The organism is Xanthomonas hortorum (assembly GCF_011305375.1).
GTDB classification, from domain to species: domain Bacteria; phylum Pseudomonadota; class Gammaproteobacteria; order Xanthomonadales; family Xanthomonadaceae; genus Xanthomonas; species Xanthomonas hortorum_E.
In genome coordinates this window covers 312,940-328,536 of the sequence record NZ_VCME01000004.1, presented here as the reverse complement: position 1 = coordinate 328,536, position 15,597 = coordinate 312,940, and the positions used below count along the sequence as shown (strand labels likewise).

10 protein-coding genes are annotated in these 15,597 nt (G+C 61.6%); all 10 read left to right on the top strand.

Features of this window, described 5'->3' with window-relative positions; genetic code table 11:
* Nucleotides 1–195 precede the first annotated feature (195 nt).
* The 10 genes from rpoB (at nt 196) to rplW (ending at nt 15,594) form a co-directional block, all read left to right on the top strand.
* Nucleotides 196–4,347, top strand: a complete 4,152-nt coding sequence (gene rpoB / locus FFY45_RS04525) for a DNA-directed RNA polymerase subunit beta (RefSeq protein WP_176339530.1) — start codon at nt 196–198, stop codon at nt 4,345–4,347.
* Nucleotides 4,348–4,447: 100 nt separating this feature from the next.
* Nucleotides 4,448–8,665, top strand: a complete 4,218-nt coding sequence (gene rpoC, locus FFY45_RS04520; RefSeq protein ID WP_176339529.1) for a DNA-directed RNA polymerase subunit beta' — start codon at nt 4,448–4,450, stop codon at nt 8,663–8,665.
* 222 nt (nt 8,666–8,887) lie between these two features.
* Entirely contained in the window at nt 8,888–9,262 is a 375-nt protein-coding gene (gene rpsL, locus FFY45_RS04515) for a 30S ribosomal protein S12 (protein ID WP_006450628.1), read from the top strand.
* 12 nt (nt 9,263–9,274) lie between these two features.
* Nucleotides 9,275–9,742: a 30S ribosomal protein S7 gene (gene rpsG / locus FFY45_RS04510; protein WP_006450629.1), complete on the top strand. Its 468-nt coding sequence runs from the start codon at nt 9,275–9,277 to the stop codon at nt 9,740–9,742.
* A gap of 140 nt (nt 9,743–9,882) precedes the next feature.
* On the top strand, nt 9,883–12,000 hold the full coding sequence (gene fusA / locus FFY45_RS04505) for an elongation factor G (RefSeq protein WP_176339528.1): 2,118 nt from the start codon (nt 9,883–9,885) through the stop codon (nt 11,998–12,000).
* Between the two features lie 49 nt (nt 12,001–12,049).
* On the top strand, nt 12,050–13,240 hold the full coding sequence (gene tuf, locus FFY45_RS04500; RefSeq protein ID WP_176339527.1) for an elongation factor Tu: 1,191 nt from the start codon (nt 12,050–12,052) through the stop codon (nt 13,238–13,240).
* 466 nt (nt 13,241–13,706) lie between these two features.
* Entirely contained in the window at nt 13,707–14,018 is a 312-nt protein-coding gene (gene rpsJ / locus FFY45_RS04495) for a 30S ribosomal protein S10 (RefSeq protein ID WP_003486723.1), read from the top strand.
* A gap of 11 nt (nt 14,019–14,029) precedes the next feature.
* On the top strand, nt 14,030–14,680 hold the full coding sequence (gene rplC / locus FFY45_RS04490; RefSeq protein WP_176339526.1) for a 50S ribosomal protein L3: 651 nt from the start codon (nt 14,030–14,032) through the stop codon (nt 14,678–14,680).
* 12 nt (nt 14,681–14,692) lie between these two features.
* A complete protein-coding gene (gene rplD / locus FFY45_RS04485) occupies nt 14,693–15,298 on the top strand; it encodes a 50S ribosomal protein L4 (RefSeq protein WP_023902821.1) in 606 nt (201 codons plus the stop codon).
* Nucleotides 15,295–15,594 (top strand): 50S ribosomal protein L23, encoded by a 300-nt coding sequence (rplW, locus tag FFY45_RS04480; protein WP_002811694.1) that lies wholly within the window; start codon nt 15,295–15,297, stop codon nt 15,592–15,594. Before rplD ends, rplW begins: the two co-directional genes overlap by 4 nt.
* The last annotated feature ends 3 nt before the right edge of the window (nt 15,595–15,597 follow it).

The window sequence follows — 15,597 nt, the reverse complement described above, 5'->3', positions numbered from 1 at the left end:
GTCGGCATTCGGGATTCGAAGGCAATCTTCGCCATCCCCAATCTGGTCATCCCAATCTCCGCTTCACCGAGTTGGTAGTTGGAAGTAGCAAGAGAAGGCGTGCTGGTGCCGGCAATACCAGCGACTTCCAACTGACAATTTTGTTATTTCAGGGCCGCGGCGACGCGGCCCCCGCAACCTAGGGTGGAAGACCTCATGACGTCTTATTCGTTCACCGAAAAAAAGCGTATCCGCAAGGATTTCGGTAAGCAGCGCTCGATTCTCGAAGTGCCGTTCCTGCTTGCGATCCAGGTGGACTCCTACCGCGAATTCCTGCAGGAAGACGTGGAGCAGAACAAGCGTAAGGACCTCGGTCTGCACGCAGCGCTGAAGTCGGTGTTCCCGATTTCCAGCTACAGCGGCAACGCCGCGTTGGAATACGTCGGTTACAAGCTGGGTCAGCCGGTATTTGACGAGCGTGAATGCCGTCAGCGTGGCATGAGCTACGGCGCGCCGCTGCGCGTGACCGTGCGCCTGGTGATCTACGACCGCGAGTCGTCGACCAAGGCCATCAAGTACGTGAAGGAGCAGGAGGTCTATCTGGGCGAAATCCCGCTGATGACCGACAACGGTACCTTCATCGTCAACGGCACCGAGCGCGTGATCGTCTCGCAGCTGCACCGTTCGCCGGGTGTGTTCTTCGACCACGACCGTGGCAAGACCCACAGCTCGGGCAAGCTGCTGTACAGCGCCCGCGTCATTCCGTACCGCGGCTCCTGGCTGGACTTCGAGTTCGACCCGAAGGATGCGCTGTTCACCCGTATCGACCGTCGTCGCAAGCTGCCGGTGTCGATCCTGCTGCGTGCGCTTGGCTACAACAACGAAGAGATGTTGGCCGAGTTCTTCGAGATCAACACCTTCCACATCAATCCGGACGAAGGCGTGCAGCTGGAGCTGGTGCCGGAGCGTCTGCGTGGCGAAACGCTGAACTTCGACCTGGCCGATGGCGACAAGGTCATCGTGGAAGCGGGCAAGCGCATCACCGCGCGTCACGTCAAGCAGCTCGAAGCCGCCGGCGTCGCCGCGCTGGCCGTGCCGGACGATTATCTGGTCACGCGCATCCTGTCGCACGACGTGGTCGATAGCTCGACCGGCGAACTGCTGGCCAATGCCAATGACGAGATCACCGAAGACCAACTGGCTGCGTTCCGCAAGGCCGGCGTCGATGCGGTCGGCACCCTGTGGGTGAACGATCTGGATCGTGGTCCGTACCTGTCCAACACCCTGCGTATCGATCCGACCAAGACCCAGCTGGAAGCGCTGGTCGAGATCTACCGCATGATGCGTCCGGGCGAGCCGCCGACCAAGGAAGCCGCACAGAACCTGTTCCACAACCTGTTCTTCACCTTCGAGCGCTACGACCTGTCCACGGTCGGCCGGATGAAGTTCAACCGTCGCGTCGGCCGCAAGGAAGTCCTCGGCGAGTCGGTGCTGTACGACAAGAAGTACTTTGCCGAGCGTAACGACGAAGAGTCCAAGCGCCTGGTCGCCGAACACACCGACACCTCCGACATCCTGGAAGTGCTCAAGGTGCTCACCGAGATCCGCAACGGTCGCGGCGTGGTCGATGACATCGATCACCTGGGCAACCGTCGCGTGCGTTCGGTCGGCGAAATGGCCGAGAACGTGTTCCGCGTGGGCCTGGTCCGCGTCGAGCGCGCGGTCAAGGAGCGCCTGTCGATGGCCGAATCCGAAGGTCTGACCCCGCAGGAACTGATCAACGCCAAGCCGGTGGCTGCTGCGATCAAGGAATTCTTCGGCTCCTCGCAGCTGTCGCAGTTCATGGATCAGAACAACCCGCTGTCGGAAGTGACGCACAAGCGTCGCGTCTCCGCACTGGGCCCGGGCGGTCTGACCCGCGAGCGCGCCGGCTTCGAAGTGCGCGACGTGCATCCGACCCATTACGGCCGCGTCTGCACCATCGAAACACCGGAAGGCCCGAACATCGGCCTGATCAACTCGCTGGCCGTGTTTGCCCGTACCAACCAGTACGGCTTCCTTGAAACCCCGTACCGCAAGGTGCTGGACGGCAAGGTCTCCGACGACGTCGAGTACCTGTCGGCGATCGAAGAAAACGAGTACGTGATCGCCCAGGCGAACGCGCTGACCGATGCCAAGAACATGCTCACCGAGCAGTTCGTGCCGTGCCGGTTCCAGGGCGAGTCGCTGCTGAAGCCGCCGGCCGAAGTGCACTTCATGGACGTCTCGCCGATGCAGACCGTGTCGGTCGCAGCGGCGCTAGTGCCGTTCCTGGAGCACGATGACGCCAACCGCGCACTGATGGGCGCCAACATGCAGCGCCAGGCCGTGCCGACGCTGCGTTCGCAAAAGCCGCTGGTCGGTACCGGTATCGAGCGTGCGGTTGCGCGCGACTCGGGCGTGACCGTGAATGCGCTGCGTGGTGGCGTGATCGAGCAGATCGATGCAGCCCGCATCGTGGTCAAGGTCAACGAGGCAGAAATCGGCGGCGGCACCGATGCCGGCGTGGATATCTACAACCTGATCAAGTACACCCGCTCCAACCAGAACACCTGCATCAACCAGCGTCCGCTGGTGAACGTGGGCGACGTGATCGCGCGCGGCGACGTGCTGGCCGACGGCCCGTCCACCGACATCGGTGAGCTGGCGCTGGGCCAGAACATGCTGATCGCGTTCATGCCGTGGAACGGCTACAACTTCGAAGACTCCATCCTGCTCTCCGAGCGCGTGGTGGAAGAGGATCGTTACACCACGATCCACATCGAAGAACTGACCTGCGTTGCGCGTGACACCAAGCTGGGGCCGGAGGAAATTTCCGCCGACATCCCGAACGTGTCCGAGCAGGCCCTGAACCGTCTGGACGAAAGCGGCGTGGTGTACATCGGTGCGGAAGTGCGCGCCGGCGACATCATGGTCGGCAAGGTCACGCCGAAGGGCGAAAGCCAGCTGACCCCGGAAGAAAAGCTGCTGCGTGCGATCTTCGGTGAGAAGGCGTCCGACGTGAAGGACAGCTCGCTGCGCGTGCCCCCGGGCATGGACGGCACCGTCATCGACGTGCAGGTCTTCACCCGCGACGGCATCGAGAAGGACAAGCGTGCGCGTCAGATCGAAGAGTCCGAAATCAAGCGCGTCAAGAAGGACTTCGACGACCAGTTCCGTATTCTGGAAGCGGCCATCTACGCACGTCTGCGCTCGCAGATCGTGGGTAAGGTCGCCAATGGCGGTCCGAACCTGAAGAAGGGCGACAACGTCACCGACGCGTACCTGGACGGGCTGAAGAAGTCCGATTGGTTCCAGCTGCGCATGAAGGACGAAGACGCAGCCGATGCCATCGAGCGCGCGCAGAAGCAGATCCAGGCGCACGAGAAGGAATTCGAAGCACGCTTCGCCGACAAGCGCGGCAAGATCACCCAGGGCGACGACCTCGCACCGGGCGTGCTGAAGATGGTCAAGGTGTTCCTGGCAGTGAAGCGCCGCATCCAGCCGGGCGACAAGATGGCAGGCCGCCACGGCAACAAGGGTGTGGTCTCCAACGTCGTGCCGGTCGAGGACATGCCGTACATGGCCACCGGCGAGCCGGTCGACATCGTGCTGAACCCGCTCGGCGTGCCGTCGCGCATGAACATCGGCCAGATTCTGGAAGTGCATCTGGGCTGGGCCGCCAAGGGCCTGGGTCGCAAGATCCAGCGCATGCTGGAAGCCCAGGCCGCAGTCAGCGAGCTGCGCAAGTTCCTGGACGACATCTACAACCACGACAGCGCGATCAATGCACAGCGCGTGGATCTGTCGCAGTTCAGCGATGAGGAATTGCTCAACCTGGGCAAGAACCTGATCGACGGCGTGCCGATGGCCACCCCGGTGTTCGACGGCGCCAGCGAGGCGGAAATCAAGCGCATGCTGGAACTGGCCGAACTGCCGCAGAGCGGTCAGACCCAGTTGTACGACGGTCGTACCGGCGAGGCGTTCGATCGCAAGACCACGGTCGGCTACATGCATTACCTGAAGTTGAACCACTTGGTCGACGACAAGATGCATGCACGTTCGACTGGCCCGTACTCGCTCGTCACCCAGCAGCCGCTGGGCGGCAAGGCGCAGTTCGGCGGTCAGCGCTTCGGTGAGATGGAAGTCTGGGCGCTGGAAGCCTACGGCGCGGCCTACACCCTGCAGGAAATGCTGACGGTGAAGTCCGACGACGTGCAGGGCCGCAACCAGATGTACAAGAACATCGTCGATGGTGAGCACGAGATGGTCGCGGGCATGCCGGAATCCTTCAACGTGTTGGTGAAGGAAATCCGCTCGCTGGCGATCAACATGGAACTGGAAGAGTGATCGAGCTGGATCCAGGCGCCGTAATGCGGTGCCTGGATCCGGAACGTAATGCCCTCGGTTTCATCTCAGATACGAAATTCCTCCGACCCGGAGATATCCAATGAAAGACCTGCTCAACCTCTTCAATCAACAGCGCCAGACGCTGGATTTCGACGCGATCAAGATCGCGCTGGCCTCGCCTGACCTGATCCGTTCGTGGTCCTACGGCGAAGTGAAGAAGCCCGAAACCATCAACTACCGCACCTTCAAGCCCGAGCGTGACGGCCTGTTCTGCGCTGCCATCTTTGGTCCGATCAAGGACTACGAATGCCTGTGCGGCAAGTACAAGCGCATGAAGCACCGTGGCGTGGTCTGCGAAAAGTGCGGCACCGAAGTCACCCTTGCCAAGGTGCGTCGTGAGCGCATGGGTCACATCGATCTGGCGTCGCCGGTCGCGCATATCTGGTTCCTCAAGTCGCTGCCCTCGCGCATCGGGTTGATGTTGGACATGACCCTGCGCGACATCGAGCGCGTGCTGTACTTCGAAGCCTACGTGGTCACCGAGCCGGGCCTGACCCCGCTCGAGCGCCGCCAGCTGCTGACCGAGGAGCAGTACCTGACCGCGCGCCAGGAGTACAACGACGACTTCGACGCCGCCATGGGCGCCGAGGCCGTGTACGAACTGCTGCGCACGATCGAGCTGCAGTCCGAAATGACCCGTCTGCGCGAAGAAATCGCCAGCACCGGATCGGAGACCAAGCTCAAGCGTCTGACCAAGCGCATCAAGCTGATCGAAGCCTTCCTGGAATCGGGTAACCGTCCGGAGTGGATGGTCATGACCGTGCTGCCGGTGCTGCCGCCGGATCTGCGTCCGCTGGTGCCGTTGGATGGTGGCCGCTTCGCGACCTCGGATCTGAACGATCTGTACCGCCGCGTGATCAACCGCAACAACCGTCTGCGTCGTCTGCTCGAGCTCAATGCGCCGGACATCATCGTGCGCAACGAAAAGCGCATGCTGCAGGAATCGGTCGATGCGCTGCTGGACAACGGCCGTCGCGGCCGTGCCATCACCGGCACCAACAAGCGCCCGCTGAAGTCGCTGGCCGACATGATCAAGGGCAAGCAGGGCCGGTTCCGTCAGAACCTGCTCGGCAAGCGCGTGGATTATTCCGGTCGTTCCGTCATCACCGTCGGTCCGTACCTCAAGCTGCACCAGTGCGGCCTGCCGAAGAAGATGGCGCTGGAGCTGTTCAAGCCGTTCGTGTTCGCCAAGCTGCAGCGTCGCGGCCTGGCCACCACCATCAAGGCCGCCAAGAAGCTGGTCGAGCGCGAAGAAGCTGAAGTCTGGGACATCCTGGAAGAAGTGATCCGCGAGCATCCGGTACTGTTGAACCGCGCACCGACCCTGCACCGTCTGGGCATCCAGGCGTTCGAGCCGGTGTTGATCGAAGGCAAGGCCATCCAGCTGCATCCGCTGGTGTGTACCGCGTTCAACGCCGACTTCGACGGTGACCAGATGGCCGTCCACGTGCCGCTCTCGCTGGAAGCCCAGCTGGAAGCGCGTGCGCTGATGATGTCCACCAACAACATCCTGTCGCCGGCCAACGGCGAGCCGATCATCGTGCCGTCGCAGGACGTGGTGTTGGGCCTGTACTACATGAGCCGCGCCCTGGAGAACAAGAAGGGCGAAGGCATGGTGTTCGCCAATACCAGCGAAGTGAAGCGCGCTTACGACAACCGCGTGGTGGAACTGCACGCCAAGGTCAAGGTCCGCATCACCCAGGTGGACGTGGACGCGGTCGATGGCAAGCGCACCAGCGGTACCTCGATCGTGGATACCACGGTCGGTCGTGCGCTGCTGAGCGAAATCCTGCCCGAAGGCCTGCCGTTCCAGCTGGCCAACACCGAGATGACCAAGAAGAACATCTCGCGTCTGATCAACTCCAGCTACCGTCTGCTGGGCTTGAAGGACACCGTCGTGTTCGCCGACAAGCTGATGTACACCGGCTATGCCTACGCCACCCGTGCAGGCGTGTCGATCGGCATCGACGACATGCTGATCCCGGACGAGAAGAAGGGCATCCTCACCGAGGCCGAAGCCGAAGTGCTGGAAATCCAGGAGCAGTACCAGTCCGGTCTGGTCACCGCCGGCGAGCGCTATAACAAGGTCGTGGACATCTGGTCGCGTACCAGCGAGCGCATCGCCAAGGCGATGATGGACACCATCGGTACCGAGAAGGTCGAAAACGCCAAGGGCGAGACCATCGACCAGAAGTCGATGAACTCGCTGTACATCATGGCCGACTCCGGTGCGCGTGGTAGCCAGGCGCAGATCCGTCAGCTGGCCGGTATGCGCGGCCTGATGGCGCGTCCGGATGGCTCGATCATCGAGACGCCGATCAAGGCCAACTTCCGCGAAGGCTTGAACGTGCAGGAGTACTTCAACTCCACCCACGGTGCCCGTAAGGGTCTGGCCGATACCGCCTTGAAGACCGCCAACTCGGGTTATCTGACCCGTCGTCTGGTCGACGTGGCGCAGGACGTGGTGATCACCGAAGTCGACTGCGGCACCGTCGAAGGCCTGATCATGACCCCGATCGTGGAAGGCGGCGATGTGGTCGAGCCGTTGAAGGAGCGCGTGCTGGGCCGTGTGGTGGCCGAGGACGTGTACCTGCCGGGCAACGACGAAGAGCCGATCGTCACCCGCAACACGCTGCTCGACGAAGCCTGGGTTGCCAAGTTGGAAGAGGCCAGCGTGCAGTCGGTGAAGGTGCGTTCGACCATCAGCTGCGAGTCCTCGTTCGGCGTGTGCGCACGTTGCTACGGTCGCGATCTTGCACGCGGTCACCAGGTCAACATCGGTGAAGCGGTCGGCGTCATCGCCGCACAGTCCATCGGTGAGCCGGGTACCCAGCTGACCATGCGTACGTTCCACATCGGTGGTGCGGCTTCGCGTGCGGCTGCGGTGGACAACATCACCGTCAAGACCACCGGTTCGGTGAAGTTCAACAACCTCAAGTCGGTGGCGCACGCCAGCGGCGCGTTGGTTGCGGTCTCGCGTTCGGGTGAACTGTCCGTGCTCGATGGCCATGGCCGCGAGCGCGAGCGTTACAAGCTGCCGTACGGCGCCACCATCACCGCCAAAGACGGCGATGCGGTCAAGGCCGGGCAGGGCGTTGCCAACTGGGATCCGCATAACCACCCGATCGTGTCGGAAGTGGCCGGTTTCATTCGCTTCATCGACTTCGTCGACGGCGTCACCGTCATCGAGAAGACCGACGAACTGACCGGTCTGGCCTCACGCGAAATCACCGACCCGAAGCGTCGCGGTGCACATGCCAAGGAGCTGCGCCCGATCGTGCGCATCGTCGATGGCAAGGGCAATGATCTGACGATCCCGAACACGGATCTGCCGGCCCAGTACCTGTTGCCGCCGCGCTCCATTGTCAACCTGCAGGACGGCGCCGCCGTCGGCGTGGGCGACGTGGTCGCCAAGATCCCGCAGGAAGCGTCCAAGACCCGCGACATCACCGGTGGTCTGCCGCGCGTTGCCGATCTGTTCGAAGCACGCAAGCCGAAGGATCCGGCGATCCTGGCCGAGCGCTCGGGCATCATCAGCTTCGGCAAGGACACCAAGGGCAAGCAGCGTCTGATCATCAAGGACACCGATGGTTCGGAACACGAAGAGCTGATCCCGAAGTACCGCCAGATCATCGTGTTCGAAGGCGAGCACGTGACCAAGGGCGAGACCGTGGTGGACGGCGAGCCGAGCCCGCAGGACATCCTGCGTTTGCTGGGTGTCGAGCCGCTGGCCGCGTATCTGGTCAAGGAAATCCAGGACGTGTATCGCCTGCAGGGCGTGAAGATCAACGACAAGCACATCGAGGTGATCACTCGCCAGATGCTGCGTAAGGTCGAGATCACCGATCAGGGCACCAGCAAGTTCCTCAACGGCGAGCAGGTCGAGCGCCAGCGCGTCATCGAGGAAAATGTCCGCCTGGTCAAGCGCAACGAACTGCCGGCCAAGTACGATCCGGTGCTGCTGGGTATCACCAAGGCCTCGCTGGCCACCGAGTCGTTCATCTCGGCGGCTTCGTTCCAGGAGACCACCCGCGTGTTGACCGAGGCTGCCGTGCGCGGTACCCGCGACAACCTGCGCGGTCTGAAGGAAAACGTGATCGTGGGTCGTCTGATCCCGGCCGGTACCGGTCTGGCCTACCATGCCGGACGCCGCAAGTCTTCGGGTCTGACCGACTCGGAAATGGAAACGCTGTCGGGCAAGCCGGCAGTGGCCGAACCGGTCGCCACGGTGGCCGACGCTGGCGCGGACGAGGAGTAAGCGCTCCGACGGGGATCGCAAGATCGCCGTAAGCCAAGCGAAAAGGAGGGCAGGAGGCCCTCCGTTTTCCGGCCTTTGGATGGGCCAGCAGGGTTAGATTTCCGTGAAGTTGACGGAGTTTCGTCCTGCCAGCTATACTTCCCTGTCTCGGCGGGCCGTTTTTCGGCCTGCCTTTGTTTTCGTGCAAGGCCGTCTCGGCCTCTCAATCAGAAGAATCAACTGATGACGACGATCAATCAGCTGGTCCGCAAGCCTCGGCAAGCGACCACCTACAAGAGTGCCTCCCCGGCACTGGACAAGTGTCCGCAGCGCCGCGGCGTCTGCACACGCGTCTACACCACTACCCCGAAGAAGCCGAACTCGGCCCTGCGTAAGGTTGCCAAAGTGCGCCTGACGAACCAGGAAGAGATCATCAGCTACATCGGTGGTGAAGGCCACAACCTGCAGGAGCACTCCGTGGTCCTGATTCGCGGTGGCCGCGTCAAGGATCTTCCCGGTGTGCGTTATCACACCGTCCGTGGTTCGCTGGACGCCGCCGGCGTCGCAAAGCGCCGTCAAGGTCGTTCCAAGTACGGCGCCAAGCGCCCGAAGAGCTAAGGAAATACTCCAATGTCCCGTAAAGGTTCTACTCCGCAGCGCACCGTCCTGCCTGATCCAAAGCATGGCAGCGAAACCATTGCCCGCTTCATCAATATGGTGATGCAAAGTGGCAAGAAGTCGGTTGCTGAGAAAATTGTCTATGGCGCGATGGACGTCATTGGCGAAAAGAATCCGAATGCCGTCGAGCTGGTGCAGAAAGCACTGGACAACGTGGCCCCGGCTGTCGAAGTTAAATCGCGTCGCGTCGGTGGTGCTACCTATCAGGTGCCCGTCGAAGTGCGCTCCTCCCGTCGCACGGCGCTGGCAATGCGCTGGTTGATCGATTCCGCGCGCAAGCGTGGCGAGAACACCATGCCGCGCAAGCTGGCTGCAGAACTGCTGGACGCCTCGGAAAGCCGTGGCGGCGCGATCAAGAAGCGCGAAGAGACGCACCGTATGGCGGAGGCGAACAAGGCGTTCGCACACTACCGCTGGTGACCTCGTGGGCCTTGGTAACGGGGCCCTTCAGCACCATCTGAGTGCTGTTTGCGACGCGCGATTAGCGTCGCATCTAAATCCGAAGGCCGCCGAAAGGCGGCGTTCGGCCATCCGAAATCCAAGAAATTGAGAGGCTCCCCGTGGCCCGCACCACCCCTATCGAGCGTTACCGCAACTTCGGCATCATGGCTCACATCGATGCCGGCAAGACCACCACATCCGAGCGCATCCTGTTTTACACCGGCGTCAGTCACAAGATCGGCGAAGTCCATGACGGCGCTGCGGTGATGGACTGGATGGAGCAGGAGCAGGAGCGTGGTATCACCATCACCTCCGCAGCCACCACGGCGTTCTGGTCGGGTATGGACAAGTCCATGCCGCAGCACCGTCTCAACATCATCGACACCCCCGGACACGTCGACTTCACCATCGAAGTGGAGCGCTCCTTGCGCGTGCTCGACGGTGCGGTGTTCGTGCTGTGCGCCGTGGGTGGCGTGCAGCCGCAGTCCGAAACCGTGTGGCGCCAGGCCAACAAGTATTCCGTGCCGCGCATGGCCTTCGTCAACAAGATGGACCGTACCGGTGCCAACTTCGACAAGGTCGTCGAGCAGCTGAAGGCCCGTCTGGGTGCCTACGCCGTGCCGATGCAGGTGCCGATCGGTGCTGAAGACGGTTTCGAGGGCGTGGTCGACCTGCTGAAGATGAAGGCGATCCATTGGGATGTTGCCTCGCAGGGCACCACCTTCGAATACGGTGACATCCCGGCCGATCTGGTCGAGATTGCGACCGAGGCGCGTTCGTTCATGGTCGAAGCGGCTGCAGAAGCCAGTGAAGACCTGATGGACAAGTACCTCAACGAAGGCGACCTGACCGAAGAAGAGATCCTGGTGGGTCTGCGCGAGCGCACCCTGAAGGTCGAGATCGTGCCGGTGTTCTGTGGCTCGGCGTTCAAGAACAAGGGCGTGCAGGCCATGCTCGACGGCGTCGTGCACCTGTTGCCGTCGCCGGCCGACCGTCCGCCGGTCGCGGGTATCGACGAGGACGAGAAGGAAGACACCCGTCCTGCCACCGATACCGCGCCGTTCTCGGCGTTGGCGTTCAAGATCATGACCGACCCGTTCGTGGGTTCGCTAACGTTCTTCCGTGTCTATTCGGGCACGCTGAACTCCGGCGACCAGGTCTATAACCCGGTCAAGTCGAAGAAAGAGCGCGTGGGCCGCATCCTGCAGATGCATTCCAACAACCGCGAAGAGATTAAGGAAGTGCGCGCGGGCGACATCGCCGCAGCCGTGGGTCTGAAGGACGTCACCACCGGCGATACGCTGTGTGCGCAGGACAAGATCATCACCCTGGAGCGCATGATTTTCCCGGAGCCGGTGATCTCGATGGCGGTGGAGCCGAAGACCAAGTCGGACCAGGAAAAGATGGGTACGGCGCTGGGTCGTCTGGCGCAGGAAGATCCCTCGTTCCGCGTCAAGACCGACGAAGAATCCGGCCAGACCATCATCTCCGGCATGGGCGAGTTGCACCTGGACATCATCGTCGACCGCATGCGTCGCGAGTTCAATGTCGAGGCCAACGTTGGCAAGCCGCAGGTTGCGTATCGCGAAACGATCCGCAAGACCGACGTCAAGTCCGACTACAAGCACGCCAAGCAGTCCGGTGGTAAGGGTCAGTACGGTCACGTTGTGATCGAGCTGTCGCCGATGACCGAAGAAGATCGCAAGAACGACAACGTCAAAGACGATTTCCTCTTCATCAACGACATCACCGGCGGCATCATTCCGAAGGAATTCATCCCCTCGGTCGAAAAGGGTCTGCGCGAAACGATCACCAGTGGTCCGATCGCCGGCTTCCCGGTGGTGGGTGTCAAGGTCAAGCTGGTGTTCGGCTCGTACCATGACGTCGACTCCTCGGAAATGGCGTTCAAGCTGGCCGCGTCGATGGCGTTCAAGCAGGGCTTTGCGAAAGCTAGCCCGGTGTTGCTTGAGCCGATCATGAAGGTCGAGATCGTCAGCCCGGAGGATTACCTGGGCGACGTGATGGGCGACGTGAGCCGCCGTCGTGGCGTGTTGCAGGGTCAGGACGACAGCCCGTCGGGCAAGATCATCAATGCGATGATTCCGCTGGGTGAGATGTTCGGTTACGCGACTTCGCTGCGCTCGATGAGCCAGGGTCGTGCGACGTTCTCGATGGAATTCGACCATTACGAAGAGGCGCCGACCAACATCGCCGACGCCGTCACCAAGAAGGGCTGAGTTCGCTCAGCCGCTTCAAACAAAAATTTCCAATTAGAGGTAGTAAGTCATGGCAAAAGCTAAATTTGAGCGCAAGAAGCCGCACGTGAACGTCGGCACCATCGGTCACGTCGACCATGGCAAGACCACGTTGACCGCTGCGCTGACCAAGATCGGTGCCGAGCGTTTCGGTGGCGAGTTCAAGGCGTACGACGCAATCGACGCGGCGCCGGAAGAGAAGGCACGCGGCATCACGATCTCGACCGCGCACGTCGAGTACGAATCCGAGAACCGTCACTACGCGCACGTCGATTGCCCCGGCCACGCCGACTACGTCAAGAACATGATCACCGGTGCAGCGCAGATGGATGGCGCGATCCTGGTGTGTTCGGCTGCTGACGGCCCGATGCCGCAGACCCGTGAGCACATCCTGCTCTCGCGTCAGGTCGGTGTGCCGCACATCGTCGTGTTCCTGAACAAGGCCGACATGGTCGACGACGCCGAGCTGCTTGAGCTGGTCGAGATGGAAGTGCGTGAACTCCTGAGCAAGTACGAGTTCCCGGGCGACGACACCCCGATCATCCACGGTTCGGCCCGTCTGGCGCTGGAAGGCGATCAGAGCGAAATCGGCGTGCCGGCGATCCTGCGCCTGGTCGACGCCCTCGACACCTTCATCCCGGAGCCGACGCGCGACGTCGACCGTCCGTTCCTGATGCCGGTCGAAGATGTGTTCTCGATCTCGGGTCGTGGCACCGTGGTGACCGGTCGTATCGAGCGCGGCATCATCAAGGTCGGCGACGAAATCGAAATCGTCGGTATCCGCGACACGCAGAAGACTACCGTCACCGGCGTGGAAATGTTCCGCAAGTTGCTGGACCAGGGTCAGGCAGGCGACAACGCCGGTCTGCTGCTGCGCGGCACCAAGCGTGACGACGTGGAGCGCGGCCAGGTGCTGTGCAAGCCGGGTTCGATCAAGCCGCACACCGAGTTCGAAGCCGAAGTCTACGTGCTGTCGAAGGATGAGGGTGGCCGTCATACCCCGTTCTTCAAGGGCTACCGTCCGCAGTTCTACTTCCGCACCACCGACATCACTGGCGCCTGCCAGTTGCCGGAAGGCGTGGAGATGGTGATGCCGGGCGACAACGTGAAGATGGTCGTGACCCTGATCAACCCGGTCGCGATGGACGAAGGTCTGCGCTTCGCGATTCGTGAAGGTGGCCGCACCGTCGGCGCCGGCGTGGTTGCCAAGATCATCAAGTAAGTGCCTGCGGTCTGGCGACGTCTCGTCGCCGGATCAGCAAGTAAGCAACGCAAAGGGTCGGCGCAAGCCGGCCCTTTTTTGTTGGGCGGAAATCTGCGCGTACAGAGGCATTTGCGGGGCGGGGTGCTTGCGTCAATAAAAACACCTCGCTATAATGCGCGGCTCGGTGTCCCTGGGTAGGGCGCAGAGTTACAGCGAAAAGAACGGCAGGAAGCCGCTCGTGTTCGCCAGACCGGGAAGGTCGCGTTGCATGGAGCACTCAACAACTCACGTGTTGTTGACGGTGCTCTCGTTGCGCACTATACTTTTCCGTCTGGGCAGACCGGTTTACCGGCCTGCCTCAGTTTTTGGGCGGAGGAAATGCCCTCGCTGGCAGGACGCACGGCGATTTCATCTACGCAGGAATATCGGGGCAGGTATCCCAGAGGCCTTGCCCGTCGCTCTTTTAACGAAGGAAGCTTCCGTCATGTCGGAACAAAAGATCCGGATTCGGTTGAAGGCGTTCGATCATCGATTGATCGACCGTTCGGCCAGCGAGATCGTCGAAACGGCTAAGCGGACCGGCGCGCAAGTGCGTGGCCCGATCCCGTTGCCGACCAAGATCGAACGTTACACCATCCTCGTATCCCCGCATGCCGACAAGGATGCGCGTGACCAATACGAAACCCGCACGCACAAGCGTGTGCTCGATATCGTCGACCCGAACGACAAGACCGTGGACGCGCTGATGAAGCTCGAACTCGCGGCTGGCGTCGACGTCCAGATCAAGCTGACCTGAGGACTACGACCATGACGAAGAAATATTCGTTGGGCTTCGTAGGCCGCAAGGCTGGTATGAGCCGCGTCTTTACTGAAGACGGCCGCTCGGTACCGGTCACGCTGATCGAAGCAACTCCAAACCGCATCGCGCAGATCAAGACCGTCGAAGCTGACGGCTACAGCGCAGTGCAGATTACCGTTGGTGCCCGTCGCGCCGCACTGGTCAACAGGCCGGCTGCTGGTCACTTCGCCAAGGCGAAGGTGGAAGCGGGTCGCGGCCTGTGGGAATTCCGCGTTGAAGATGCGCAGCTCGGCGATTTCGCCGTCGGCGGCGAAATCAAGGCGGACATCTTCGAGGTCGGCCAGAAGGTCGACGTCCAGGGCGTCACCAAGGGTAAGGGTTTCCAGGGCACCATCAAGCGCTACAACTTCCGTATGGGCGATGCAACTCACGGTAACTCGCTGTCGCATCGCGCGCCGGGTTCGTTGGGTCAGCGCCAGACCCCGGGTCGTGTTTTCCCGGGTAAGAAGATGTCGGGCCACATGGGCGCCGTGCAGCAAAGCACGCAGAACCTGGAAGTGGTCAAGGTCGACGTCGAGCGTGGTCTGATTGCTATCCGCGGCGCCGTGCCTGGCGCAGCTGGTGGCGACGTGATCGTCCGTCCGGCGAGCAAGGCATAAGGAGAGATGACGATGGAACTCGTTATCACGGGTAGTAACAACAAGGTCTCGGTCTCCGATGCCGTGTTCGGTCGCGAATTCAGCGAAGATCTGGTTCACCAGGTTGTCGTCGCTTATCGCAATGCCGGTCGCGCTGGTACCAAGGCTCAGAAGACGCGTTCGGAAGTTGCGGGCACGACCAAGAAGTCGAAGAAGCAGAAGGGCGGCGGTGCGCGTCATGGCGCGTTGACGGCTCCGATCTTCGTCGGTGGCGGCGTGACCTTCGCGGCCAAGCCGCGCAGTTTCGAACAGAAAGTCAACCGCAAGATGTACCGTGCGGCCATCTGCGCGATCTTCTCTGAGCTTAATCGCCAGGGTCGCCTGATGATCGTCGAAGCGTTCGACGTCGAAGCAACCAAGACCCAGGGTCTGATCGAGAAGCTGAAGGGACTGGACGTGGGCAAGCGCCCGCTGATCGTTACCGAAGAAGCCTCCGAGCACCTGTACCTGTCCGCTCGCAATCTGCCGTATGTGCAGGTGCGTGATGTGCAGGGTCTGGATCCGGTCGCTCTGGTCGGGGCCGATACGGTCGTGATCACCGCCGATGCGGTCAAGAAGATCGAGGAGTGGCTGGCATGAGCAGCAACGAAAAAATCTTCAGCGTGCTGCGTGCTCCGCGAGTCTCTGAAAAGACCGCGCGCCTGCAGGAAATCTCCAACCAGTATGTCTTCGAAGTTTCGAACGAAGCCACCAAAGCCGATGTAAAGGCCGCGGTTGAGCAGCTGTTCGACGTCAAGGTCAAAGCTGTCAACGTGGTCAACGTCAAGGGCAAGAGCAAGTCCTTCCGTAACCGTGCTGGTAGCCGCGGCAATTGGCGCAAGGCGTACGTCCGCCTGGTTGATGGTCAGTCCATCGACGTAACGGCTAAGGCCTGAGGT

What these genes read in the sequence shown, in the direction of transcription:
- rpsJ (WP_003486723.1), top strand. Translation starts at nt 13,707, where the DNA reads ATGTCGGAACAAAAGATCCGGATTCGGTTGAAGGCGTTCGATCATCGA.
- tuf (WP_176339527.1), top strand. Translation starts at nt 12,050, where the DNA reads ATGGCAAAAGCTAAATTTGAGCGCAAGAAGCCGCACGTGAACGTCGGC.
- rpoB (WP_176339530.1), top strand. Translation starts at nt 196, where the DNA reads ATGACGTCTTATTCGTTCACCGAAAAAAAGCGTATCCGCAAGGATTTC.
- rpsG (WP_006450629.1), top strand. Translation starts at nt 9,275, where the DNA reads ATGTCCCGTAAAGGTTCTACTCCGCAGCGCACCGTCCTGCCTGATCCA.
- rpsL (WP_006450628.1), top strand. Translation starts at nt 8,888, where the DNA reads ATGACGACGATCAATCAGCTGGTCCGCAAGCCTCGGCAAGCGACCACC.
- rplD (WP_023902821.1), top strand. Translation starts at nt 14,693, where the DNA reads ATGGAACTCGTTATCACGGGTAGTAACAACAAGGTCTCGGTCTCCGAT.
- rplC (WP_176339526.1), top strand. Translation starts at nt 14,030, where the DNA reads ATGACGAAGAAATATTCGTTGGGCTTCGTAGGCCGCAAGGCTGGTATG.
- rpoC (WP_176339529.1), top strand. Translation starts at nt 4,448, where the DNA reads ATGAAAGACCTGCTCAACCTCTTCAATCAACAGCGCCAGACGCTGGAT.
- rplW (WP_002811694.1), top strand. Translation starts at nt 15,295, where the DNA reads ATGAGCAGCAACGAAAAAATCTTCAGCGTGCTGCGTGCTCCGCGAGTC.